The organism is Motilimonas sp. 1_MG-2023, from assembly GCF_030547455.1.
Classification (GTDB): Bacteria; Pseudomonadota; Gammaproteobacteria; order Enterobacterales; family CBDFNC01; genus Motilimonas.
This window is the reverse complement of the sequence record NZ_JAUOPX010000047.1, coordinates 1-24,045: the sequence shown is the minus strand read 5'-3', so window position 1 is coordinate 24,045 and position 24,045 is coordinate 1. Positions and strand designations below refer to the sequence as shown.

The 24,045-nt window shown below is 43.6% G+C and carries 22 protein-coding genes and 1 rRNA gene; 3 read left to right on the top strand and 20 right to left on the bottom strand.

The window, feature by feature from the left end; all coding sequences use genetic code 11:
- Positions 1-6: 6 nt before the first annotated feature.
- The 7 genes from ispD to rlmD all read right to left on the bottom strand — a co-directional run bounded on the left by ispD (position 7) and on the right by rlmD (position 8,892).
- Positions 7-699 (bottom strand): 2-C-methyl-D-erythritol 4-phosphate cytidylyltransferase, encoded by a 693-nt coding sequence (ispD, locus tag Q4519_RS18510; RefSeq protein WP_303514828.1) that lies wholly within the window; start codon positions 697-699, stop codon positions 7-9.
- Positions 692-982, bottom strand: coding sequence for a cell division protein FtsB (gene ftsB, locus Q4519_RS18505; RefSeq protein WP_303514826.1), 291 nt, complete (start codon positions 980-982; stop codon positions 692-694). Before ftsB ends, ispD begins: the two co-directional genes overlap by 8 nt.
- A 268-nt stretch (positions 983-1,250) precedes the next feature.
- Positions 1,251-2,549, bottom strand: a complete 1,299-nt coding sequence (eno, locus tag Q4519_RS18500) for a phosphopyruvate hydratase (protein WP_303514824.1) — start codon at positions 2,547-2,549, stop codon at positions 1,251-1,253.
- 85 nt (positions 2,550-2,634) lie between these two features.
- A complete protein-coding gene (locus Q4519_RS18495) occupies positions 2,635-4,272 on the bottom strand; it encodes a CTP synthase (RefSeq protein WP_232803432.1) in 1,638 nt (545 codons plus the stop codon).
- 133 nt (positions 4,273-4,405) lie between these two features.
- Positions 4,406-5,221, bottom strand: coding sequence for a nucleoside triphosphate pyrophosphohydrolase (gene mazG, locus Q4519_RS18490; protein WP_232803433.1), 816 nt, complete (start codon positions 5,219-5,221; stop codon positions 4,406-4,408).
- Positions 5,222-5,237: 16 nt separating this feature from the next.
- A complete protein-coding gene (gene relA / locus Q4519_RS18485; RefSeq protein ID WP_303514822.1) occupies positions 5,238-7,445 on the bottom strand; it encodes a GTP diphosphokinase in 2,208 nt (735 codons plus the stop codon).
- A gap of 103 nt (positions 7,446-7,548) precedes the next feature.
- Complete coding sequence (gene rlmD, locus Q4519_RS18480) at positions 7,549-8,892, bottom strand: 23S rRNA (uracil(1939)-C(5))-methyltransferase RlmD (protein ID WP_303514820.1); 1,344 nt, start codon at positions 8,890-8,892, stop codon at positions 7,549-7,551.
- A gap of 178 nt (positions 8,893-9,070) precedes the next feature.
- Here rlmD and barA point away from each other — a divergent pair, with 178 nt between their 5' ends.
- The gene (barA, locus tag Q4519_RS18475) at positions 9,071-11,806 is read left to right on the top strand and encodes a two-component sensor histidine kinase BarA (protein ID WP_303514818.1); all 2,736 of its coding nucleotides are present in this window, start codon (positions 9,071-9,073) and stop codon (positions 11,804-11,806) included.
- Positions 11,807-11,938: 132 nt separating this feature from the next.
- On the opposite strand, the gene acpS is transcribed toward barA, so the two are convergent.
- The 10 genes from acpS to rpoE all read right to left on the bottom strand — a co-directional run bounded on the left by acpS (position 11,939) and on the right by rpoE (position 20,140).
- Positions 11,939-12,319 carry a holo-ACP synthase gene (gene acpS, locus Q4519_RS18470; protein ID WP_303514815.1) on the bottom strand — a complete coding sequence of 127 codons (381 nt, stop codon included), beginning with the start codon at positions 12,317-12,319 and terminating at the stop codon, positions 11,939-11,941.
- Positions 12,320-12,340: 21 nt separating this feature from the next.
- Positions 12,341-13,036: a DNA repair protein RecO gene (gene recO / locus Q4519_RS18465; protein ID WP_303514814.1), complete on the bottom strand. Its 696-nt coding sequence runs from the start codon at positions 13,034-13,036 to the stop codon at positions 12,341-12,343.
- A gap of 23 nt (positions 13,037-13,059) precedes the next feature.
- Entirely contained in the window at positions 13,060-13,971 is a 912-nt protein-coding gene (gene era, locus Q4519_RS18460) for a GTPase Era (RefSeq protein WP_232803439.1), read from the bottom strand.
- On the bottom strand, positions 13,968-14,639 hold the full coding sequence (rnc, locus tag Q4519_RS18455) for a ribonuclease III (RefSeq protein WP_232803440.1): 672 nt from the start codon (positions 14,637-14,639) through the stop codon (positions 13,968-13,970). The genes era and rnc overlap by 4 nt, the downstream gene beginning before the upstream one ends.
- A complete protein-coding gene (lepB, locus tag Q4519_RS18450; RefSeq protein WP_232803441.1) occupies positions 14,636-15,553 on the bottom strand; it encodes a signal peptidase I in 918 nt (305 codons plus the stop codon). The genes rnc and lepB overlap by 4 nt, the downstream gene beginning before the upstream one ends.
- Positions 15,553-17,349 carry a translation elongation factor 4 gene (gene lepA, locus Q4519_RS18445; RefSeq protein ID WP_232803442.1) on the bottom strand — a complete coding sequence of 599 codons (1,797 nt, stop codon included), beginning with the start codon at positions 17,347-17,349 and terminating at the stop codon, positions 15,553-15,555. The genes lepB and lepA overlap by 1 nt, the downstream gene beginning before the upstream one ends.
- A 212-nt stretch (positions 17,350-17,561) precedes the next feature.
- On the bottom strand, positions 17,562-17,996 hold the full coding sequence (locus Q4519_RS18440; RefSeq protein ID WP_232803443.1) for a SoxR reducing system RseC family protein: 435 nt from the start codon (positions 17,994-17,996) through the stop codon (positions 17,562-17,564).
- Entirely contained in the window at positions 17,986-19,053 is a 1,068-nt protein-coding gene (locus tag Q4519_RS18435; protein ID WP_336623452.1) for a MucB/RseB C-terminal domain-containing protein, read from the bottom strand. The genes Q4519_RS18440 and Q4519_RS18435 overlap by 11 nt, the downstream gene beginning before the upstream one ends.
- Complete coding sequence (locus Q4519_RS18430) at positions 19,001-19,549, bottom strand: sigma-E factor negative regulatory protein (protein WP_303514807.1); 549 nt, start codon at positions 19,547-19,549, stop codon at positions 19,001-19,003. Before Q4519_RS18430 ends, Q4519_RS18435 begins: the two co-directional genes overlap by 53 nt.
- 12 nt (positions 19,550-19,561) lie before the next feature.
- The gene (gene rpoE / locus Q4519_RS18425) at positions 19,562-20,140 is read right to left on the bottom strand and encodes an RNA polymerase sigma factor RpoE (protein ID WP_232803446.1); all 579 of its coding nucleotides are present in this window, start codon (positions 20,138-20,140) and stop codon (positions 19,562-19,564) included.
- Positions 20,141-20,335: 195 nt separating this feature from the next.
- Between rpoE and nadB the strand changes: the two genes are divergently transcribed.
- Entirely contained in the window at positions 20,336-21,946 is a 1,611-nt protein-coding gene (nadB, locus tag Q4519_RS18420) for an L-aspartate oxidase (protein ID WP_232803447.1), read from the top strand.
- A 29-nt stretch (positions 21,947-21,975) separates the two neighbouring features.
- On the opposite strand, the gene Q4519_RS18415 is transcribed toward nadB, so the two are convergent.
- Together Q4519_RS18415 and Q4519_RS18410 are read right to left on the bottom strand one after the other, a co-directional pair.
- Positions 21,976-22,398: a protein YgfX gene (locus Q4519_RS18415; RefSeq protein WP_303514805.1), complete on the bottom strand. Its 423-nt coding sequence runs from the start codon at positions 22,396-22,398 to the stop codon at positions 21,976-21,978.
- Positions 22,370-22,621 carry a succinate dehydrogenase assembly factor 2 gene (locus Q4519_RS18410; protein WP_232803449.1) on the bottom strand — a complete coding sequence of 84 codons (252 nt, stop codon included), beginning with the start codon at positions 22,619-22,621 and terminating at the stop codon, positions 22,370-22,372. Before Q4519_RS18410 ends, Q4519_RS18415 begins: the two co-directional genes overlap by 29 nt.
- 143 nt (positions 22,622-22,764) lie before the next feature.
- Here Q4519_RS18410 and ygfZ point away from each other — a divergent pair, with 143 nt between their 5' ends.
- The gene (ygfZ, locus tag Q4519_RS18405) at positions 22,765-23,745 is read left to right on the top strand and encodes a tRNA-modifying protein YgfZ (protein ID WP_232803450.1); all 981 of its coding nucleotides are present in this window, start codon (positions 22,765-22,767) and stop codon (positions 23,743-23,745) included.
- Between the two features lie 53 nt (positions 23,746-23,798).
- On the opposite strand, the gene rrf is transcribed toward ygfZ, so the two are convergent.
- Positions 23,799-23,914 (bottom strand): 5S ribosomal RNA (gene rrf, locus Q4519_RS18400).
- Positions 23,915-24,045 lie beyond the last annotated feature (131 nt).

The following is a 24,045-nucleotide window of genomic DNA, read 5'->3' as shown; positions in this document are numbered from 1 at the left end:
AAGCCCTTATAGAGAGAGAGATTGAGTTAAAAAAAGTTCTGCCATTGCCATATCTTCAGGACGCGTCACTTTTAAATTATCCGCGCGCCCGGGCAAAATGGAGCAGGCTGCACCGCTGAGCTCAATGGCAGAAGCCTCATCCGTAATATTTACGCCTTGCAGCAAAGCTGATTCTAAAGCAAGGCGCAATTGCTGTACGGAAAACGCTTGCGGCGTTAACGCATGCCATAAATGCTCTCGATCAACGGTGCCTAAAATATTGCCATTAGCATCACTACGCTTCATGGTGTCACGCACTTGAGTGCCTAAAATAGCGCCCTGATGATACGTTTCAATATGCTCTATTAATAAATCTATATCCGAGTGGGTCAAACAAGGTCGAGCAGCATCATGAACGAGTACCCATTCTGCTTTTTTTATCGCATGCAAACCACTTAACACTGAGTCACAGCGCTCTGCCCCACCTGGCGCTAAGGTTATTTTAGGATGCTTAGCCACTTCCAGCTGCCTAAACCAACAGTCATTTTCGGCTAATACCACCACAACCTCACTTATCGCCGAGTGCTGAATTAAGTGAGATAAACTATGTTCAATAACTGTTTTACCAGCTAACGGTAAGTATTGCTTAGGCAACACCGACTGCATTCTACTGCCTATGCCTGCGGCGGGTAAAATTGCCGCATAAGTTTGCTTAATCATTTGTTTGCTTTTCTTTTGGTAAAATACGAAAGAACATTTCGCCTTCTTTAATAAGGCCTAATTCATTTCGAGCGCGCTCTTCAACTGACTCGGTCCCTTGTTTCAAATCGGCAATATCTGCAAACATACGCTTATTTCGTTTACGCAGAATGTCGTTATCTATCTCTTGTTGCGCAACTTCAGCTGAAAGCCGAGTGTAATCAGCCAAACCATTTTTGCCACGCCAAAGGTGGTATTGCAATAATGCTAATGAGATGCATAAAAGGAGTGTGAAAAATCGCATAAATATTTTGTTAAAACCCGCTATTAGGTACATATTTATTTTAAGGCAGTTAGTTTCCCACATAAAAGCCTTTAAATCAGCTATTGCGCACGTAATTTCTGAAGTCGACAACTATTCCACAGGCAAAAAAAATCCCCACCGAAGTGAGGATTTCTAATCTTAAGGTTTAAAGCTCAGTGATGCTGGTAAAACACCTAACAGACTTACTGACCTTTAACTTCTTTAAGACTGAAGCTAAAGAGGTGCTTATTAAAAGCACCTAACAGAATTACTGACCTTTAACTTCTTTAAGACCGTTATACGGTGCTTTTTCGCCTAGCGCTTCTTCAATACGTAGAAGTTGGTTGTACTTAGCTACGCGATCAGAACGGCTTAGAGAGCCAGTTTTGATTTGGCCAGCAGCTGTACCAACCGCTAGATCAGCGATTGTTGCATCTTCAGTTTCACCAGAGCGGTGAGAGATAACAGCGGTAAAGCCTGCATCTTTAGCCATTTTGATTGCAGCTAACGTTTCAGTTAGTGAACCAATTTGGTTGAATTTGATTAAGATTGAGTTAGCGATACCGTTGTCGATACCACGCTTAAGGATCTTTGTGTTTGTTACGAATAGATCGTCACCAACTAGTTGGATTTTATCGCCAAGAAGTTTAGTTTGGTGTGCGAAACCATCCCAATCAGACTCGTCAAGACCGTCTTCGATAGATACGATTGGGTATTGCTCAGTAAGATCTTTAAGGAAGTAGTTGAACTCTTCAGAAGTGAATTTCTTACCTTCACCTTTAAGGTCGTAGATGTTTGCCTCTTTGTCGTAGAACTCAGATGCAGCACAGTCCATCGCTAGTGTGATATCTTTACCTAGCTCGTAACCTGCGTTAGCAACAGCTACTTTGATTGCAGCTAGAGCTGCTTCGTTTGAAGCTAGGTTAGGCGCGAAACCACCTTCATCACCAACTGCTGTTGAATGACCATCAGCTTTAAGTACTTTAGCTAAGCTATGGAAAACTTCAGCGCCCATGCGTAGACCTTCACGGAAAGTCTTAGCACCCACTGGCTGGATCATGAATTCTTGGATGTCTACAGAGTTATCTGCGTGCTCACCACCGTTGATGATGTTCATCATTGGAAGTGGCATAGAGTAAACACCAGAAGTACCGTTTAGGTCAGCAATGTGAGCGTATAGTGGTACTTTCTTAGAAGCAGCAGCAGCTTTAGCTGCAGCTAGCGATACAGCTAGGATAGCGTTTGCGCCAAATTTAGCTTTGTTTTCAGTACCGTCTAAGTCGATCATGATTTGGTCTAGTTCAGCTTGAGCTAGTGCATCTTTACCTACTAGCGCTTCTGCGATCGGACCATTTACCGCTTCAACTGCTTTAAGAACACCTTTACCTAAGTAACGTGCTTTGTCGCCATCACGAAGTTCTAGCGCTTCACGAGAACCAGTAGAAGCACCAGAAGGCGCAGCAGCCATACCGAAAGAACCATCTTCAAGATGAACTTCAGCTTCTACAGTTGGGTTACCACGTGAATCCATGATTTCACGGCCTAGTACTTTAACGATCTTAGACATTAAGATTTCCTCTATATTGATGTAATTTTACAACATTTAAATTATGAATTTTTTAACAAATCTTCGCTATCGGGTCAATGAGAAACTACTTATCTTCCCGATTTTGGTACTCGCGAGCCGCTTTAATAAAGCCTTCAAACAACGGATGGCCATCGCGAGGAGTCGACGTAAACTCAGGGTGGAACTGCGCCGCAACAAACCAAGGGTGGTTAGGATTTTCGATAATTTCCACCAATTTCTTGTCTGCTGATAAACCTGTTACTTTCAAACCCGCTTTTTCGATTTGCGGTAAAAGGTTGTTGTTTACTTCATAACGGTGACGGTGGCGCTCATAAATAGTATCGCTGCCGTACATATCGTGTACTTTTGAGCCTTTTACTAAGTGACATAATTGAGAGCCGACGCGCATGGTGCCGCCAAGATCAGACTCTTCGGTGCGGGTTTCAACATTGCCGCTTTCATCAATCCACTCAGTAATTAAACCAACCACAGGGTTCGGTGTGTTTTCGTTAAACTCTGTTGAATGTGCCGCTTCCATTTCCGCGACATTTCGTGCGTACTCTATCAGCGCGACTTGCATGCCTAAACAAATACCTAGGTAAGGTACGTTATTTTCACGCGCATATTGTGCTGTAAGAATTTTACCTTCCACACCGCGCTCACCAAACCCACCAGGCACTAAAATCGCATCCACGCCTTTTAGAATATCGGTACCTTTGGCTTCTACATCTTGTGAATCGATGTATTTAATAGTGACGCTCGCTTGGTTTTTTAAGCCGCCGTGTTTTAACGCTTCGTTCACTGATTTATAGGCGTCAGGTAATTCAACATATTTACCAACCATCGCAATAGTTAGTTCAGCGGTGGTGTTCGCTTCTTCATAAATAACACGTTCCCACTCACTTAAGTCTGCTTCTGGGCAAGTTAGGCCAAAGCGACGTACGCAGAATTCATCTAAGCTTTGTGCTTTAAGTAATGCTGGGATCTTATAAATGCTATCAACATCTTTTAATGAGATAACCGCTTTTTCTTCAACATTACAGAATAAAGAAATTTTCGCGCGTTCATTCGCAGGGATAGTGCGGTCACTACGGCAAACTAAGATATCAGGCTGAATACCAATACTGCGTAACTCTTTGACCGAGTGCTGTGTCGGTTTTGTTTTTACTTCACCGGCTGCCCCCAAGAAAGGCACTAAGGTTAAGTGCATAAAGATGGCATGATCACGGCCAACTTCGGTGCCTAACTGACGGATAGCTTCTAAGAAAGGTTGTGATTCAATATCACCAACGGTGCCGCCAATCTCAACAATTGCAACATCGACGCCTTCTCCACCGGCAATAACACGCTCTTTAATGCCATTAGTGATATGTGGGATCACCTGAATGGTCGCGCCTAAATAATCACCACGACGTTCTTTAGCAAGTACATCGGAATAGACTCGACCAGTGGTGAAGTTATTACGTTTAGTCATCTTAGTGCGAATAAAACGCTCATAGTGACCTAAATCGAGATCAGTTTCCGCGCCGTCGTCGGTGACAAACACCTCGCCGTGCTGAATAGGACTCATCGTGCCTGGATCCACATTAATGTAAGGGTCCAGCTTCATAATCGTGACTTTTAGCCCACGAGCTTCAAGGATAGCGGCCAATGATGCAGCGGCAATGCCTTTACCTAGGGATGAAACCACCCCACCTGTTACGAATATATACTTTGTAGTCATGCTGATCCTGAGAAGTTAGGAGTGTTACGATGGTTTTGAGACGTTCAAGACGGGAAAAAATTATAACAAAACCACCCCTAGCTCACAACGAAAGATAGTGTAACGAGGGAATATATTTTCATCTTGTTTTAAATCAACTTTCGTAAGTTTCTTTCACTTTTTGCCAAATTTGTTCCATTTCGTCCAACGAACATTGATCCAGCGCTTTGTTTTGACTTAAAAAGTGCTTTTCTAACAAGCGAAACCGGCGTTCAAATTTATCGTTAGCTCGGCGTAAAGCTTGCTCAGGGTCTTTTTTCAAATGACGCACTAAGTTCACCGTAGCGAATAATAAATCGCCCACTTCATCTTCGATGCGGTCTTGGTCTTGTTCAATTTGATGCACTTCATCAAGTACCTCATCAATTTCTTCTTTAATTTTATCAACCACTGGGCCTAAGGTTTTCCAGTCAAACCCGACGTTAGCACAGCGTTTTTGTATTTTATTTGCGCGCGTTAATGCCGGCATATTAGCAGGGATATTATCCAACACACTGACATTTTCGACTTGCTCCCCCGCCTTGGCAGCGCGCTCTTGGGCTTTTTCGGCTTCCCAATTGGCTTTTACTGCTTGCTCATCAGCAAAATCAGCGCCACCAAACACATGAGGATGACGACGAGTCAACTTTTCGGATACAGTTTCGACCACATCATTAAAATCAAACAACTGCTGCTCTTTGGCTAATTGCGCGTAAAATACCACTTGGAACAGTAAGTCGCCTAGCTCACCTTTTAACTCGATATAATCTTGTTGCTCAATCGCATCCGCTACTTCATAAGCTTCTTCAATGGTATGAGGCACAATGGAGCGAAAAGTTTGCTTTTGGTCCCACGGGCACCCTGACTCAGGATCACGTAATTTTTCCATAATCTCTAGTAGGCCGTTTATATCACCAAGTTTACTGCTCATGTTTCATCCTATCCTGTTAAATACGTTTTGTTTCCGACACACCTTTAAGGGAATTTACTTTTGACAGCACTTTACTCAGTGAGTCCACATTATTAATTTCTAATTCCATATCAATAATGGCTGTTTGGCTGCGTGTGTCTGAATGACTTTTCACCCCCAAGACATTCACTTTCTCATTAGATAGCAAGGTGGTAATGTCTTTTAGTAAACCACTGCGATCCATGGCTGTTACGCGTACGGTTAATGAATAACCCGAGGAGTCTGATCGGCCCCATTGCGCCTCAATAATCCGCTCTGGGTGTACTTCCTCTAAATCCTTCAGTTGTTCACACTCGGTGCGATGGACTGAAATACCACGGCCTTGAGTAATATAACCACAAATGTCATCACCCGGCACTGGCTGACAGCAACGTGCGATAGAGGTCATCAGGTTGCCTACCCCATCAACCACAACATGATCTTGAGTGCGTTTTTTCTTAGTCGCCGCTGCAGAACGCTTTTCTACTTCTTCCAATGCTTTACGATCGGCCTCTTCTGCCGTTGGCTTGTGATGTAGACCTTGGATAATATTAATCAATTGATTAATTCGCACATCACCACTGCCAATACCGGCAAACAAATCATCCATACTGGAAAGGTTTATTTTTTTCAGGGCCGGCTCTGCCGCATTTAGCTTCAGTTGATGCTTAGCCAATTCAGACTCAAGCATTTCTTTGCCCGCTATAACATGTTTTTCTTTGTCTAACTGACGAAACCAAGTGGCAATTTTTGCTCGAGCGCGTGACGAGTTCACATAACCGGTGTGGGCATTAAGCCAATCGCGACTTGGGTTAGGCTCTTTTTGCGTAATAATTTCAACTTGATCACCTGTTTGTAGATGATAAGTAAAAGGCACAATTTTACCGCCCACTTTACTGCCAATACAACGATGCCCGACTTGGCTATGGATATAATAAGCAAAATCAAGCGGAGTTGAGCCTGCAGGCAGGTCCACCACTTCACCTTTAGGAGTGAATACGTACACCCGCTCTTCGAACACTTGGCTGCGAACCTCGTCCACTAAGTTACCTGACTCAGCCATATCATCTTGCCAAGCTATTAACTTACGTAGCCAGGCGATGCGATCTTCATAGCCATTGTCACGACCAACACTGCCCTCTTTATATTTCCAATGTGCCGCCACCCCTAGCTCTGCATTTTCATGCATTTCGCGGGTACGAATTTGAATTTCCACTGGCCGACCAGAAGGCCCTAGCACTACTGTATGAATTGATTGGTAGCCGTTGGGTTTGGGGTTAGCAACATAATCATCAAACTCACTTGGAATATGATTAAATAAAGTGTGGACTACGCCTAGCGCGGCGTAACAGTCTTGTATGCGTTCACAGATAATGCGCACCGCGCGCACATCAAACAGCTCATCAAATGCTAACGATTTTTTCTGCATCTTTTTCCAGATGCTATAGATGTGTTTTGGTCGACCATACACCTCAGCTTTGATTTCGTGATCTTTCATACCTTGGCGTAAACTACTTACAAAGGCGCCAATGTAAGTTTCACGATCAATGCGTTTTTCATCAAGTTGCTTGGCGATTTTTTTGTAGGTGTCAGGGTGAAGATAACGAAATGACAAGTCTTCGAGCTCCCATTTCAACTGACCAATACCTAATCGGTTAGCTAACGGGGCGTAAATATCAGCAATTTCTCTCGCGGTCAGCACCCGCGTTTCTTCAGCAGCATTTTTAATTAAGCGTAAATAACAAATGCGTTCCGCCAGCTTGATAACCACCGCGCGAACGTCTTCCACCATAGCAAGTAACATGCGGCGTAAATTATCTATTTGTAAATCAGAGGTCGCTAAACCTTTATTTTGCAGGGTGCGGATTGCTTCCATATCCGCAACCCCTTGCACTAGCTTGCAAGTATTTTTGCCAAATTGCTCAGTAATCCAGTTACTATCTTTTAATTTGCGATCAAAAGCAGGAAAGAGAAGCGCCGCTTTAAGGGTATTAACATCCATATTCATGGTGATCAATATCTCTACCATTTCTACCCCTATTTCAAGCACATCACTACGCTGCGACGCTTCGCTAATGGCATGTACGGCTAGATATACCTGCTCAACTTTTTGCTGATCCTTTTCGTTTAGTCCTAATGAGGCCGCCCAGGCTTTTGGATCGCGTTCTTGTTGATTTAAAAAGTGGGTATCTCTCACTGAAACCATAATGCTGACTCTCCACAATACTATTTAGCTCATGCTATTTTACATAAGCAATATAAAACGAACGTCTAACTTAACCATCACAAATACGACTCGAAATAAATCGCTATGTTCTCTTCTTGCGCTGAAACAGAGCCATCGATTCCATATGAGCTGTGTTAGGAAACATATCCACTAAACCAAGTTTAGTAAGCTGATAACCACGCTCGATCAACACTTGTGCATCCCGCGCCATGGTCGCAGGATGGCAAGAAACATAAACAATTCGCTCACAATTTAGCTTAGCTAGATGCTCTGTAACAAACAATGCGCCATCGCGGGCGGGATCGAGCAGTGCTTTATTAAACGCCTCTTTAGCCCATGGTTGTTGACTAAAGTCGTTACTTAAATCAGCTTGGTAAAAATTTAGGTTAGCCAACCCTGCTTGTTCAGCATTACGGTTCGCTTGCTCAACCATGGTATCAATGCCCTCAACGCCAACTACTTGCTTGGCAAGGGTTGCGAGGGGAAGGCTAAAATTACCTAAGCCAGCAAATAAATCAATTACCCGATCTTCAGGTTGTACGTCTAACCATTCAAGGGCTTGAGCTATCATTTTTTGATTAACCTGATCGTTTACTTGAATAAAGTTATTAGGTGCAAAATCAATCTTTAACTGCCACTGGGGCAAGGCATAATTCAAGCAAATTTGATGATGCAGAGCTTGGATTTGGTTGTCATTGCCTTGTAAAAACCACAACACGTGATGCTGCTGCGCAAAAGTTACCAAGCGCTGTTCGTCGGCTTTAGTCAAGGGTTTTAAATGACGAAGCAGTAATGCAGGCCCTTGTTCAGCCAGATAAAAAGCAATATGACCCAACTTTTCCACTATTGATAATTGCTGCAATAGCTGATGAACAGGCTCAATGAGTGTGTCGAGTTGAGGCGCTAACACCGGGCAACAAGTTTGCTTGAACAATTGATTACTACTTTTACGACGAAAGCTCATTTCAAGGCGGCGCTGCTTTTTATTAAACTGTAAACCAAAACGCGCACTACGGCGATAGCCTAAGGGATCACCAAATAAGGTCGGGGATAACTGAATATCACGCACCCGTGCAAACTTAGCCACCAGCGCCAGTAAACTCTGAGCCTTATATTGCTGCTGATGATGACCCTCTAAATGCTGTAAATCACAGCCACCACATATTTGATAATGTGGGCAAACAGGCACTTGACGCTGGGACGAAGCTGACACCACTTTAATGACTTGCCCTTTGGCATATTCTTTTTTTTCTTGCTCAATACTGGCAACCACGGTTTCACCTGGTAAGGCGCCGGCAACAAATAAAGTTTTACCTTTTACCTTGGCCATGCCTCGGCCTTGGTGGTCAAAGCGATCAATCTGAACAGTAACAGGACTGGTTAACGCGGCGTGACTGGCCGCTTTGGGCTTAAAAAACTGGGCCATAGAGCTCAACATAAACAAGGTAAACAATCGGCTATTGTCACATATATGTCGAAAATCGAAAACCTTGTTGGCAATTAATCAAAAAAGTCAGCGCCAGCGCAAACTTGTTAGTCTATTCCAGCGATACACATCATGCTAACATGCTGATTAATTTACATAGCCTTAATTACCATTTGATATGACCAAGTACGGCCTAAGAGCCCGGGTAATTGCCTTAACGATTATTCCAACCATTGTCATCGGCACCTTGCTAGCGGGTTACTTTACATTTAATCGCTATCAACAATTGGAAGACTTGGTTATCGAGCAAGCGCGCAACATCGCTGATCCTCTGGCAATTGCTGCAGAAATAGGCATGCGTCAGCAAGACCCAAAGTTTCTTAAGGACCTGATTGGCATTACTCATCGTCGCCACAGCCCTGCGATCATCACGATAGGTATCTATAAGCCTGATAACACCTTGTATGTAAATAGTAACTACCACCGTAATATTGGTCGATTAAAGCTAGAAAAGGGCAAGCCAATGCCCGACTCAACCGAAGTGGAAGTATTTGAAGATTACATCATTTTACGCACACCTATTATTGATGAGAACAACTTAACCAACTATCCATTGCCCCTACCGCTCGATGAAGAGTCAGCCAAACTGGGCTACATCGCGATGTTGGTCAGTACTGACAAAGCGCTACTACTGCAATTTCGTGATACCACTTCCGCCTTCTTTATCGTGTTGCTGGGCATAGTCATCAGTATTGTCTTTTCATTCCGACAAGTTAAGCAGGTGACAGAACCGATTTCGCGAATGGTAAAAGCTGTCGATAAGATTCGTGAAGGCCGCCTCGATACCCGAGTGATGGGGAATTTCACAGGTGAGTTAGGCATGCTCAAAAATGGTATTAACGCCATGGCTAAATCCATGAGCGAATACCATGAAGAAATGCAACAAAGTATCGATCAAGCCACCTCAGACTTGCGCGAAACCTTAGAGCAAATTGAAATTCAAAACGTTGAGCTCGACATGGCGAAAAAACGAGCCCAAGAAGCGGCGCGGGTTAAGTCGGAGTTCTTGGCGAATATGTCCCATGAGCTACGTACTCCGCTTAATGGCGTGATCGGTTTTGCGCGCCAATTACTCAAAACATCCCTTAGTCCTAGTCAAACCGATTACTTGCAAACCATTGAGAAATCAGCGCACAACCTACTTAACATCATTAACGACATTCTCGACTTCTCTAAACTTGAAGCCGGTAAGCTGGTACTAGAAAGCATTCCATTTGCACTACGTGATACAGTGGATGAGGTGGTCACCTTACTGGCGCCAAGTGCTCATGATAAAGGATTAGAAATCTCACTGATGGTTGACCATGATGTCCCATCAGGCGCCATTGGCGATCCACTGCGCTTTCAACAAGTATTGACTAACTTAGTCGGCAATGCGATTAAGTTTACCGAAATGGGTAACGTTGAAATTCAAATCAGTATGATGGGTGAGCAAGACGGCAAACTGATCCTAAAAACCATGGTATCGGATACCGGTATCGGTATTTCTGAAAAACAGCAAGCCCAACTATTTGAAGCCTTTGGTCAAGCCGATACCAGTATCACCCGCCGCTATGGTGGTACAGGCTTAGGTCTCGTGATAACGCAAAAACTAGTGCAACAAATGGGCGGCGAAATTGAGCTAGTATCCTCACTGAATCATGGCTCAACATTCTGGTTTACTATCGCCTTGGACGCCTCACCAATGTCGATGTCTGAGCCATTACCAGTCGCTAGCTTAAAGTCACAGCCAGTATTAGTATTTGAAGCGGATGAATTCTCCGCGCGCTCTTTCTCGCAGCAGCTACAACTTTGGCGGATGCAGGTATTCTTAGCGCAAACCAATGAACGTTGGCACGAGCTATTAGCCGACAAGTACCAAAGTATCATTATTGGCCACAGTGATAACTTGCATATCACACCGCTGTTAAAACGTATTACGGAAGCAAAAGACTATTGTGAAAATATCGTGGTTTATATCAACACTGCCAGCCCCGAGATAAAAGAAGAAATCTTGGCTCAGGGCGCCAGTCATGTCTTAACTAAGCCGGTGAATCACCGTAAGTTTGCTGCCGCGCTAACCGATATTCAAGTCGAATTTGAAGTATCCCCTGTGATCAAACTAAAGCCTAGTCGCCACCAAACAGCCCTTAAGGTAATGGCGGTGGATGATAACCCAGCCAACTTAAAATTAATTTCAGCTATGCTGGATGACTTAGTATCTGAAGTGGTCACCGCAACCAATGGTAAAGAGGCGGTGAAAAAGTCAGAAATGGCCACCTACGATCTGATTTTTATGGATATTCAGATGCCTATTTTAGATGGCATTAGCGCCTGTCAGCAGATCCGTAAGGGCGATACTAACCAAGAAACGCCTATTATTGCCGTTACCGCCCACGCGATTGCTGGCGAGCGTGAGAAATTGCTTGAGCAAGGCATGGATGACTACTTATCTAAGCCTATTGATGAAAATATGCTAGTACAGATCATTGATAAATGGGCTGTACAACGTCACCAACAACTGACTGGCCCGGTTCATTTAGACTGGGAGCTCGCGTTAAGACAAAGTGCTGGTAAACCGGATCTCGCTAAAGAAATGCTCACTATGCTAGTTGAAAGCTTCAGCGAAGTTGAGCGCAGTATTGACCAAGCCATTAATCAAGAAATAACCGATCTTGAATTAGATGCAGTGATACACAAATTCCATGGCGGCTGTAGCTATAGCGGAGTGCCTGACTTACAAAAACTCGCCTCATTGATAGAAATAGAATTGAAAAAAGGCCAAAGCACTTTAGAGCTAGAGCCCGAGCTACTTGAATTAATCGATGAGATGAAAAAAGTAAAAGAAGCTGCCAGAGTATATTTGCCAAATTAAACACAGCGCCAGATATCTTTTAATTTAGTTGCTACATACTTGCTGAAGGTGTTCACAATGGCCTAAAGCAAAATAGTTTCCGGCGAATCTGTATGACCATATTTTTTGCCATCCTAGCGTTAGGTGGTTAACTTACGACTCAAAAATTACCGTCACAACTGCATAATGCTTTTCATCGGAAATACTAATATGAATATGTGAAACACCTTGCTGCACCGACAATTCAAGCGCCTTACCTGATAAGGTTAACAACGGTTTACCTGCCTCATTATTGCTGACAATAAAGTCTGTAAAAGTGACCCCCTGCGCAATCCCTGTACCTAACGCTTTCGCGCCAGCTTCTTTTGCCGCAAAGCGCTTCGCTAAAAAACGGGCTTGTTGCTTATGTTGTTGAAACTGCAACCATTCATTGGGTGCAAGAATGCGCCGAGCAAAAGCTTCACCAGTGCGGGCGAGTACTTTTTCTAAACGGCGAATATCGACAATATCAGTGCCTATTCCAATGATAGCCATATACTTTCCTAACTCCTTACCTTATACCTTACGCTTTTGCTGTATAAATAATTGCCTGCTGATCAGCGGTTTATTGCCTAAACGTTCATTGATTAGGAGTCGACAAAAACGTTTCGCCGTTTGCGCTTGCGCCGGCGTTGAAAAATCTCGTTGCGCTAACGCTTGAATGTGGCCGCCCCAAAAAGCGTCTTTATCACCTTGCTCAGTCAGCACAAAGCCTTGTTCTGCCACCAGCCGATAAAAACATTCTTGTGCTATCGGTTGCTGTGACTGAGCATCAAATTCAAAATCAATGGCGTAGCCTAAAGCTGTTAGCAGCTCAAGCTCAAACACGCGTAATATCGGCTCATAAGCTTGGCCCTTAGCAAGGGCAAGTAAGGTATCTTGATAACATTGAAACAGTTCAGGATATGGTGTGAGGTGCTCTAACAGGCGATAGAGTAATTCATTCAAATATAGCCCAAGGTAGAGCTTATCTCCCGGTAAAGGCAATGCATGGGTTTGCGCTTCAACGCTGCGTAGAAATTTAAGCTGACCTTTTCCGCCCCAAGCAATATTAAGCAAGGTAAAGGGCTGAAGGATCCCTTTAAGGTTGGAGCGTTTACTGCGACTACCACGAACTAAAATGGACACTCGCCCTTCTTGGCGCGAGTAAATTTCAACTAGCTGGCTGGATTCGCGATAAGGGCGAATATGCAAAACAAAAGCATCTTGCATCTTAGTTCACCCTTGGCCAAGCATTACTCTTCAGAGTAACCTAAACTGCGCAAGGCGCGCTCATCATCAGCCCAGCCGGATTTAACCTTGACCCATAATTCAAGGAACACCTTACTTTCAAATAGGTTTTCCATATCAATACGAGCTTCACGGCCAATGACTTTTAACTTCTCACCTTTTTTGCCGATCACCATGCGTTTTTGCGTCGTGCGTTCAACTAAGATCAAGGCATTGATTTGTAAGGTGCCGTTTTCTTGCTGCTTGAACTGCTCGATTTCTACAGTTGTCGAATAAGGTAGTTCGTCACCGGTGAAACGCATGAGCTTTTCACGCACGATTTCAGAGGCCATAAAGCGACTTGAACGATCGGTGATGTAGTCATCAGGGAAAAAATGTACGTTTTCAGGCAGTGCATCTCGCGCAAACTGAGCAATCTGTTCAACATTTTTGTTCAACTTAGCCGACATAGGTAAAATGGCTTTAAAGTCACGTAAGGTAGATACGTGTTTTAAGTGTTCCATTAACTCTTCTTTGTCTTTTACATTATCCACTTTGTTGACGGCTAAAATCACTGGTGCCTTAGTGCTTTCTAATTTAGATAACACCATTTCATCATCAGCGGTCCAATGGGTGCCTTCGACAACAAAAATGACCAATTCAACATCTGCTAACGAGCTTGACGCCGCCTTGTTCATTAAACGGTTAATGGCACGCTTTTCTTCGATATGCAGGCCAGGCGTATCCACGTAAACCGTTTGGTAAATACCATGAGTATCAATACCAAGAATTCGGTGGCGAGTGGTTTGTGGCTTACGTGAAGTGATACTGACCTTCTGCCCGAGCAGGCTGTTCAGTATGGTGGATTTACCCACATTTGGACGACCAACAATCGCCACTAAACCACAACGGGTATCTAATTTTGGTTCTTCACTCATGCCAGTAACTCCAGTGCGCTTTTTGCCGCCGCTTGTTCTGCTTTTCGACGGCTGGTGCCTTTACCATAGGCTGGCTCAGACAATCCGGCAATGATGCATTCCACGGTGAATTCTTGATTGTGTGCTTCGCCTTTAATATTAATCACTTTATATTCAGGTAAATCACGTTTGTGAGCTTGCAAGTATTCTTGCAAGTTGGTTTTAGCATCTTTTTGCCCTGCGCCAGGTTTAATATTATCAAGGCGAGATTGATACCAACTTAATACCAAGCGATTAACGGTCTCGATATTCGAATCAAGGTAAATCGCCCCAATTAATGCTTCAATCGTGTCGGCCAGAATAGAATCACGGCGAAAACCGCCACTTTTCAGCTCTCCAGGGCCCAGAATCAAGCAATCTTTAAGCTCAAACTCACGGCCAAATTCCGCTAAGGTATTACCCTTTACTAAAGTGGCGCGCATGCGACTCATGTCACCTTCGTTAATATCAGGAAAGCGAGTATATAGTTCAGTCGAAATGACATAACTTAAGATGGAGTCACCCAAAAATTCCAGACGCTCATTGTGTTTACCACTCGCGCTGCGATGAGTCAGCGCCTGTAAAAACAGCTTAGTATCATTAAACTCATAACCAAGACGTCTTGCCAGGCGTTGTCTATCTAAATTCATTCAATCCCACCTATTCGGTTAAAGCGAACATTTGTCGGCACCCAAGTAGGTAGCATGCCACTGCTATCACGACCAAATTCAAAACTAATCCAAATGGCAACGGCTTTACCAACTAAGTTTGCCTCAGGCACAAAGCCCCAGAAGCGGCTGTCTCTACTATCATCACGGTTATCGCCCATAGCAAAGTATTGCCCTTCAGGCACGATCCACTCAACGGGTTGAGTGCCCGGTTGTTGGTAGTAAGAGCCTACTCGCTCAGGCCGACGCGGGTTAATTAATACATGATGTGTCAGCTCATCCGTTAGCGCTTCACTGTATTCTTTAATCGCAACGGGGCCATCCATGAACTCACCTTCGCTTTGGTATTCCATGGCAATTTTAGTTAATGCACCACACGGACCATCAGCACAAGCAGCTTGAACATAAAGCTGTTTATTTTGATACACAATGCGATCGCCCGGTAAGCCAATAATGCGCTTAATATAATCAATGCTTGGGTTTTGCGGGTATTTAAAAACGGCAACATCACCGCGCTGAGGTTGGCCTGTTTCAATTATCTTAGAGCGGAAAACCGGGTCTTTGATACCGTATGAGAATTTCTCCACTAGAATGAAATCTCCCACCAGCAAAGTCGGCATCATTGAGCCCGATGGAATTTGAAAAGGCTCATAAATAAACGAGCGCAGTACCATCACTAAAGCTATCACAGGAAACACTGAAACCACTTGCTCAACCCAGACCGGCTGAGGTGCAATGCTAGCAATCACTTCATCATCTAAATGCACATTAGATTTGGCTTTCACCGCTTCAACTTCTGCAGCACGTTTCGGCGCCCAAAGAAACTTATCCAAACACCAGATAATACCGGTGACGATGGTGGCAATAACCAGAATTAAAGAGAACGTATTCGCCATTACTTATCCTTTCCTATATGAAGAACGGCAAGGAAAGCTTCTTGTGGCACTTCAACATTACCCACTTGCTTCATACGCTTCTTACCTTCTTTTTGCTTTTTAAGCAGTTTTTTCTTACGACTAACATCACCGCCATAACATTTTGCAATTACGTTTTTACGCATTTGTTTCACGGTTGAACGAGCAATAATATGCGAGCCGATAGCAGCTTGGATAGCAATGTTAAACATCTGACGCGGGATCAGATCTTTCATCGCTTCAACTAACTGTCGGCCGCGGGTTTCTGAATGCTCTTTGTGAGTAATCAGCGCCAGTGCATCCACTTTATCACCGTTGATCAAGACATCAACTCGGACCATATTTGACGCTTCAAAGCGGACAAAATTGTAATCTAGCGAAGCGTAACCACGGCTGGTGGACTTCAATTTATCAAAGAAATCCAACACCACTTCTGCCATTGGAATGTCGTACACTAACGCAACTTGCTTACCATGATAAGTCATGTCGATTTGAGTGCCACGCTTTTCAATGCACAAAGTAATGACGTTGCCTAGGTACTCTTGTGGCACCAGAATATTACAACGAGCAATGGGCTCACGAATCTCTTTAATATCATTGGTCGCAGGCAGTTTAGCTGGGCTATCAACATAAATAACACTATTGTCATTCATTACCACTTCGTACACTACTGTGGGTGCCGTTGTGATCAGATCAAGATCATATTCGCGCTCAAGTCGCTCTTGGATAATTTCCATGTGCAACATGCCAAGGAAACCACAACGAAAGCCAAAGCCTAATGCGGTTGAATTTTCTGGCTCGTAAAACAAAGAGGCGTCGTTAAGGCTTAGCTTACCCAACGCATCACGAAATGATTCGTAGTCGTCAGAGCTCACTGGGAATAGACCAGCATAAACCTGAGGCTTCACTTTCTTAAAGCCAGGCAAGGCTTTTTCCGCGCCATATTTAGCCGTTGTTAACGTATCACCTACTGGTGCACCTAAGATATCTTTAATACCACAAACCACCCAGCCTACTTCACCAGCACTTAAGGCTTGGTTATCAATACGCTTAGGCGTAAAAATACCGATACGGTCAACGCCCCATTCTTGGCCGGTGCTCATGACACGAATTTTATCATTCTTTCTCAGCACGCCATTTTTAATACGCACCAACGACACCACACCTAAGTAGTTATCAAACCAGGAGTCAATAATTAGTGCCTGTAAAGGAGCTTCAGGATCGCCTTCTGGTGCTGGAATTGACTTAACAATGTTTTCCAGCACTAAGTCAACACCCACACCGGTTTTAGCCGAGCAGCGTGTTGCCTCGGTCGCATCTATGCCAACAATATCTTCAATTTCTTCTGCAACACGCTCAGGATCCGCAGCTGGTAAGTCGATTTTATTTAAAATCGGCACGACTTCTAGATCCATTTCAATGGCTGTGTAACAGTTTGCTAACGTTTGTGCTTCAACGCCTTGCCCGGCATCCACAACCAATAATGCGCCTTCACAAGCGGCAAGTGAACGCGATACTTCATAAGAGAAATCTACGTGTCCCGGTGTATCGATGAAGTTCAGCTGATAAGTTTCGCCATCTTGCGCCTTATAATCTAAGGTTACGCTTTGGGCTTTAATGGTAATACCACGTTCTTTTTCTAGATCCATTGAGTCTAGAACTTGCGCCTGCATTTCGCGTGCAGTTAGGCCACCACACACTTGGATCAAGCGATCAGACAAGGTGGATTTACCGTGGTCAATATGTGCAATGATTGAAAAATTTCGAATGTGCTTCATGAATACTCGGCGTTAATACTAAGGGACAAAGAAATAAGGAACGAATTCTAACCAATTTGCGACCAAGTCGCTATCTTTTGCATAAAGGTAACGCAAACTATCGCATTTTTTAATGCGTGCAGTTAACGACGTAAAATTTCACTAAGGAGGCGTCCACTTTGGAAAGTAATCGTTAACTGGGAGAATTTCTCGCGGTTTAATCGCTTGGCGGTTTATTTGTGGTTAATTTGAATATCATCTAATGGATGATATTGGTTTTTTTGATGGCCGCGCTTTGCAAAAACTAAACCTAAGCTTAGCCCTAGCAAGCCGCCACCGATAGAGCTCAGCTCTTGGTATGATATTGGAGCAAGCAAGGGGGCAATAGCTGCGCCTAGCATTAAACCAAGCAAGGGTAACAAATAAACTTGAAACGCAGCCGTAAGTAACGCTTTGTCAGCAACAGTAAGTGCTACGGTTTGACCGACCTGAAACGGCTCTGACGTTTTAATCACTAATTCTTGGGTTCGCACCGGAAAAGCCTTAGCGAGCACACTGGTACCACAACTTGATTTAGCGCTGCAGCTAGTACAGGCACTCTGGGTTTGACATTTTACCCACACACGATCTGACTCGACCGCAATAATTTCACCTTGCTCAATGGCCATTAGGGTTCTCTTTAGTCTGGAGAGTTAATTCAGGAGCAACCGAACGGGCAATTCGCAGCCCTGTTTCAGCAGGAATATCACCGACGACGGTGATCCGCTTTCCGGCGTGATTAATCGTTATTAGATTAGTGGCCCCCTTTCTTGCTACTGGCTCGGGGCTTTTAGGGTTGCTCACATCAGGCTCTATATACACTGAGATAACTGACATTCCATCTGACAGCATAAAGTAATCTACCGTATCACCTGTTAGTGGCAAGCTATGGCGATCATTTGAAATCAGCTCGAATCCTTTTGGCGTCCAGTCTAAACGCCACTGATTCGCTCGCTTACTTGTAGTTGGATTGATCTTAACAACAGCAGGTAAATCAACAACCGCAAGTTCAGCAATCCATGGCGTTGCTTCGCTATATAAGCGCAATGAAATTGTCATCATTTGTTCAACGAGCTGGCCGTGTTGATCTAGCGTATCAATCCGTAGTGGTAAACTAGTGTGCCTATCTAACCAAAGTAAGTAGCCATATCGATCTGCGTCTTTTGGAGACATCCGAATAACTTGCGCAGGGCGACCTGCGACACGACTTTTTCCAGCTTGAACAAAATCATAACTTTTCTGCAGTTTGGTTAGCTCTTGGTTAACAATTTGAAATACAGTGCCTTGTAGTAATTTAGTTTCCAAGGTGTAGGGCTCAATATCGGGCTCGAAGAAACTAACATTCTTTCCTCGCTGTACATACTCTGTTGGAGGCCCATTCAAATAACTCAGATATGAAATTTCCACTCCATCGAGTACCCCGTGGCTTAAACGCTTGGGTTCAATAATACCTTCATATACCTGAATAAATGAGAGATCATAATTTAGCGTTGAATAAGATTGACGCATTTGCTTGAGGAAATAGTCAGTCGACTGTCGATCGACTTCGCTTTCATTTGTAGCGGCGTTAACTTGAAAGGATAGAAAAAGGAGAACACTAACCAAAAATTTGGTTAGTGTTAGAGAGATAAAACTACTGCTGTTGCAACATGCGCTGTTGCAATCTGTGATCCTGTAGAAATGCATTTATTTTACGACGCTGCTCGAGATCTTGTTGTTCGGAAAGTTTATCAGAGTTCACTGGCTGCGCTTGAAGGCTAACAGGCTCCGCCACTCCAACAAAAGGAACAGTATCTAATACCGGCGCTGGCGTCAAACTATCTTGCTGCGCGGTGTTCACTTGCACGCCAATAACTACCGATGCGGCAACGGAAGCGGCAATCGCGTATTGACCTACTTTCTTAAACAGAGGAACGACGTTATTGACAGAAGAACGCTTAACTTCCGCCTTATCTTTAACTATCGACGCCATAATAGTAGGTTCATCATCTAATGCTGACATCACCGCGGATGAAATATCGATATTCATACCCGCAGGCGCATCTCCGCGCATCACTTCACCAATTAAGTGGTATCGTGAAAACTGATCGACCATCTGCTCACTTTCTACTAATTCAGACAAGAAGCTTTCTTCTGCTAACTCGCTATCAATAAAAGCAGACAGTTTTTCATTATTCGGCATTCTATTTCCCCATTATCGCTGTAATAGCGGTTGGATCTTTTTATCGATAGCTTCACGAGCCCTGAAAATCCTTGAACGAACGGTCCCTACTGGGCAGTCCATTATGTCAGCAATTTCTTCGTAGCTCATGCCTTCTAACTCACGCAATGTTATTGCGGTGCGTAAATCTTCAGGTAAATTTTCTATCGTACTAAATACAACACTTTTAATTTCATTACTTAGTGTGACAGCTTCTGGTGAAGAAGATTCCCTTAAAGCTTCATTACCATCGAAAACTTCGGCATCCATCACATCTAGGTCGGTTGCAGGTGGTCGTCGACCTTGTGCAACCAAATAATTCTTCGCTGTATTTACAGCTATTCGATATAACCAAGTGTAAAATGCACTTTCTCCTCGAAAGGTAGCAAGTGATTTATACGCTTTTATGAAAGCGTCTTGCGTTACATCCGGTACATCACCAGGGTTGTTCACATACCGAGAAACCAAATTAGCTACTTTATTTTGATATTTAATCACCAAAAAATTGTAGGCATTTTTGTCACCCTGTTGAACACGTTCAACCAATTGTTGATCTGTTTCTTGCGCGCCCATTCGAGACGTCGGCCTCCAAAATTAAACAAAAATCGACTTGCTCGAATGTTATTGCATAGAAGTAGACTCGCTAAATTAAGGAAAGTTCATAAAACTTAAAAAATAATTTATTCTGCCTAGCTGTCAAAAATGCATATTAACGAAAGAACGAGTAACATACGGTATAGTCTTTACTTTTAATGGCAATAGTACCCTATGAAACATAACGTTGAATACCTTTCTGATGTATTGATCATTGGCAGCGGAGCCGCTGGCTTATCATTAGCTCTGAAATTAGCTCAGCATGCCGATGTGAGAGTATTAAGCAAGGGCCCGCTTTCTGAAGGCTCAACCATGTACGCTCAAGGCGGCATCGCGGCGGTATTCGATGAATCAGACAGTATTGAATCTCACGTAGCTGATACCTTAGTAGCAGGAGCAGGTATTTGTGATGAGGAAACTGTTCGTTTTACCGCTAGCACGGCAAAAGACTGCATGGAATGGCTCATTCATGAAGGGGTGCCATTTGATCGTGAAGAAACAATCAATAACGATGACGAAGTCAAGTATCACTTAACCCGTGAGGGGGGCCATAGCCACCGACGTATCCTACATACTGCCGACGCAACGGGTAAAGCCGTACAAACGACTTTAATCGAAGCCGTCAAGCAGCACCCTCGAATCACCATCATGGAGCGGTTTAACGCGGTTGATTTAATTACTACTCGTAAACTTGGCCTTGCAGGCAATCATATCGTTGGCGCTTATGTGTGGAACCGCGATATCGAACAAGTCGAAGTGATAAAAGCGAATTTTGTTGCGTTAGCAACGGGTGGTGCCAGTAAGGTTTATCAATATACTAGTAACCCAGATGTATCAAGTGGCGACGGTATTGCGATGGCTTGGCGCGCGGGTTGTCGCGTGGCTAATATGGAATTCAATCAATTCCACCCAACGTGTTTATACCACCCTGAAGCGAGAAACTTCCTATTAACTGAGGCGCTACGTGGTGAAGGCGCATATTTGCGTAGACCCGATGGGAGTCGGTTTATGTTAGAGCGTGATGAGCGTGCCGAGCTAGCACCGCGGGATATTGTCGCACGCGCCATTGACCATGAAATGAAACGTTTAGGGGCTGATTGTATGTATCTCGATATTAGCCACAAGCCAAAAGACTTCATCATGAAGCACTTTCCGACTATTTATGAGAAATGCTTTCAATTAGGTATTGATATGGCCACACAGCCAATCCCTATCGTTCCTGCTGCTCACTATACTTGTGGAGGGGTAATGACAGATATGCATGGTCAAACGGACCTTGCTGGCCTTTATGCTATCGGTGAAGTGTCATACACAGGCTTACATGGCGCAAACCGCATGGCGTCTAATTCATTACTAGAATGCATTGTTTTTGCTCATGCAGCAGCAAAAGATATGATCAATAAACTGCCCCATAAACGAAAAATCCCTCAAGTTCCCGCTTGGGATGAGAGTAAAGTATCAAATTCAGATGAAGAAGTGGTGATCCAACATAACTGGCATGAACTGCGTTTATTCATGTGGGATTACGTGGGAATTGTCCGTACTAACAAACGCCTTGAGCGTGCGCTACGAAGAGTGCAACTACTACAACAAGAAATTGATGAGTATTATTCTAACTTTAGGGTAAGTAACAACTTATTAGAGCTTCGTAATTTAGTTCAAGTAGCAGAGCTTATTATCCGCTGTGCAATGGAGCGAAAGGAAAGTCGAGGTTTACACTTTAATTTAGATTACCCCAAACAGTTAGATAATTCAGGCCCAACGATTTTAACGCCTAAACCCTAATACTAATTTGGGGCTGAACTATCCAGCCCCTAAGTTGCAAATTGATTAAGTAATAGAACTCTAGCTAATCGGCGAAAACCGCGGTCACTAATTGAATCGGAGTAGATCCAAAACCTTGTTGTCCCGCCAGCGCTAAGTTGGGTTTTAATGATGATTAAAAACGGCCAAACCTGACTTCCTTTAACCATTACTCCTTCACTGACTTTGTTCTTGCTCTCAATAATAACCTGACCATTGTCGTCAAAAAACAATCTAAAACTTGATTGAGAAGGGGTAAAGAAGGAGATGGCACCACCTAAGATACACAGGCCTGCAATAATGAAATTAGTTGTAACCAAGCCACTTAACAAACACACAGCAGCCATGGCAAGAAACGGTAGTAGCGTTAAATATCTGGCAATGTTAGAAACACTAATTGCTTCGTTATACTTTAACGCGGTTAAGGACAACACGAACTATCTCTGCTAATTGCGGGTCATTACAGGCTTGATGACCCATAAACCAAGCAAACAGATCGGGATCATCACAAGTAAGCAGGCGCTTAAAATTTACTTTTTTTTCGTCATCTAAATCATCGTAGGCTTCTTCGACAAAAGGCCTGAGTAAAACATCTAGCTCTAACATACCACGACGACAGGCCCACAATAGCCTAGATTTTTCTTTTGTTGAATTCATTTAATGCCTCAGTTGGGAGTAATGGGACTCACTAGAAGATATATCCCATGTTAAAGGGTTAAAATCATCATGACAACTACTGACAAAGCCCCTTGTGAACTATAACATGAAGCTAGAAATTAAAACGCCTGAAAGGAAAAGCCATGCGTGATTTAAACAGTCTTGAAAATATTTCTCTATTACCTGAGCTGGCATTATGTAAATTAGACAGCTGGGATTTAATTTCAATTAAAGGTGAAGACAGAGTCAACTTCTTACAAGGGCAGCTCACTTGTGACGTTAGTAAATTAGAGCCAGGCCAACAAACCATGGCTGCTCAATGCAACGCCCAAGGCAAAACCATCAGTGTATTTCGGCTAATAGTGCTTGAAGATAGGATTTTACTCACTCAGCCTAAATCTGTATCTGCCATTCAGTTGCCTTCACTTAAGAAATTCGCAGTGTTTTCCAAGGTTGAAATAGAAATTGAATCTGAGTATCAAATGCTCGGCTTATTAGGTTCAAAGTCTGGCCAATATATAGCACAGCATATAGATGCCGCAGCAGCACATGATAAAAGCCGACTACTACCAGATGGGGCTCTTATCAAGCAACCTTATCCTTCATTGCGCTATTTAGTTATTTTAAAAAATGAAGTCGCTGAAACAGTGCTTGATGAATTAACAGAGCGCGCAGAATTATTTACTGATGGTATTTGGAATGCGTTAAATATTGCTTCTGGTGTTGGTTTTATCGAAGAAAAAACCAGTGGAGAGTTCATCCCGCAAGCACTAAATTTAGATGAATTAGATGGGATTTGTTTCACTAAAGGCTGCTATATTGGTCAGGAAACCATAGCTCGGGCCAAATATCGAGGTGCGAACAAACGAGCGATGTTCATCTTAACTGGGCGAGCAAACGATAAGCCTAACACGGGTGATACTATAGAATTAAAGTTGGGTGACAATTGGAAACGAGTAGGCCAAGTCATTTCAGGATGCCAATATGGCGATCTTCATATTGAACTATTGGCCGTGTTACCAAAAGATAGCGATGTCAATAACAGCCAATTCCGTATAAAAGAGCAGCCGGAGTCAACACTCTACATAGCACCATTACCTTATACGACAAGCAGTGAAGACTAAAACCCAGCGCTAGAACGAGAAAAGGCTGCCCACGGGCAGCCTTTTTTATTGGTGTCTGGTGATGTCCTACTCTCACATGGGGAAACCCCACACTACCATCGGCGCTGCTGCGTTTCACTTCTGAGTTCGGCATGGAATCAGGTGGGACCACAGCGCTATTGTCACCAGACAAAAACGGTTTATTCGTCTTCAGACGAAAAAAGCCATCCTTCAGGATGGCTTTTAAATTGGCGCTTGGCGGTGTCCTACTCTCACATGGGGAAACCCCACACTACCATCGGCGCTGCTGCGTTTCACTTC

What these genes read in the sequence shown, in the direction of transcription:
- rlmD (WP_303514820.1), bottom strand. Translation starts at nt 8,892, where the DNA reads ATGGCCCAGTTTTTTAAGCCCAAAGCGGCCAGTCACGCCGCGTTAACC.
- recO (WP_303514814.1), bottom strand. Translation starts at nt 13,036, where the DNA reads ATGCAAGATGCTTTTGTTTTGCATATTCGCCCTTATCGCGAATCCAGC.
- mazG (WP_232803433.1), bottom strand. Translation starts at nt 5,221, where the DNA reads ATGAGCAGTAAACTTGGTGATATAAACGGCCTACTAGAGATTATGGAA.
- Q4519_RS18440 (WP_232803443.1), bottom strand. Translation starts at nt 17,996, where the DNA reads ATGGCCATTGAGCAAGGTGAAATTATTGCGGTCGAGTCAGATCGTGTG.
- acpS (WP_303514815.1), bottom strand. Translation starts at nt 12,319, where the DNA reads ATGGCTATCATTGGAATAGGCACTGATATTGTCGATATTCGCCGTTTA.
- era (WP_232803439.1), bottom strand. Translation starts at nt 13,971, where the DNA reads ATGAGTGAAGAACCAAAATTAGATACCCGTTGTGGTTTAGTGGCGATT.
- ispD (WP_303514828.1), bottom strand. Translation starts at nt 699, where the DNA reads ATGATTAAGCAAACTTATGCGGCAATTTTACCCGCCGCAGGCATAGGC.
- ygfZ (WP_232803450.1), top strand. Translation starts at nt 22,765, where the DNA reads ATGCGTGATTTAAACAGTCTTGAAAATATTTCTCTATTACCTGAGCTG.
- eno (WP_303514824.1), bottom strand. Translation starts at nt 2,549, where the DNA reads ATGTCTAAGATCGTTAAAGTACTAGGCCGTGAAATCATGGATTCACGT.
- rpoE (WP_232803446.1), bottom strand. Translation starts at nt 20,140, where the DNA reads ATGGGCGCGCAAGAAACAGATCAACAATTGGTTGAACGTGTTCAACAG.
- rnc (WP_232803440.1), bottom strand. Translation starts at nt 14,639, where the DNA reads ATGAATTTAGATAGACAACGCCTGGCAAGACGTCTTGGTTATGAGTTT.
- Q4519_RS18410 (WP_232803449.1), bottom strand. Translation starts at nt 22,621, where the DNA reads ATGAATTCAACAAAAGAAAAATCTAGGCTATTGTGGGCCTGTCGTCGT.
- barA (WP_303514818.1), top strand. Translation starts at nt 9,071, where the DNA reads ATGACCAAGTACGGCCTAAGAGCCCGGGTAATTGCCTTAACGATTATT.
- nadB (WP_232803447.1), top strand. Translation starts at nt 20,336, where the DNA reads ATGAAACATAACGTTGAATACCTTTCTGATGTATTGATCATTGGCAGC.
- Q4519_RS18435 (WP_336623452.1), bottom strand. Translation starts at nt 19,053, where the DNA reads ATGCATTTCTACAGGATCACAGATTGCAACAGCGCATGTTGCAACAGC.
- Q4519_RS18430 (WP_303514807.1), bottom strand. Translation starts at nt 19,549, where the DNA reads ATGCCGAATAATGAAAAACTGTCTGCTTTTATTGATAGCGAGTTAGCA.
- lepB (WP_232803441.1), bottom strand. Translation starts at nt 15,553, where the DNA reads ATGGCGAATACGTTCTCTTTAATTCTGGTTATTGCCACCATCGTCACC.
- relA (WP_303514822.1), bottom strand. Translation starts at nt 7,445, where the DNA reads ATGGTTTCAGTGAGAGATACCCACTTTTTAAATCAACAAGAACGCGAT.
- Q4519_RS18495 (WP_232803432.1), bottom strand. Translation starts at nt 4,272, where the DNA reads ATGACTACAAAGTATATATTCGTAACAGGTGGGGTGGTTTCATCCCTA.
- lepA (WP_232803442.1), bottom strand. Translation starts at nt 17,349, where the DNA reads ATGAAGCACATTCGAAATTTTTCAATCATTGCACATATTGACCACGGT.
- ftsB (WP_303514826.1), bottom strand. Translation starts at nt 982, where the DNA reads ATGCGATTTTTCACACTCCTTTTATGCATCTCATTAGCATTATTGCAA.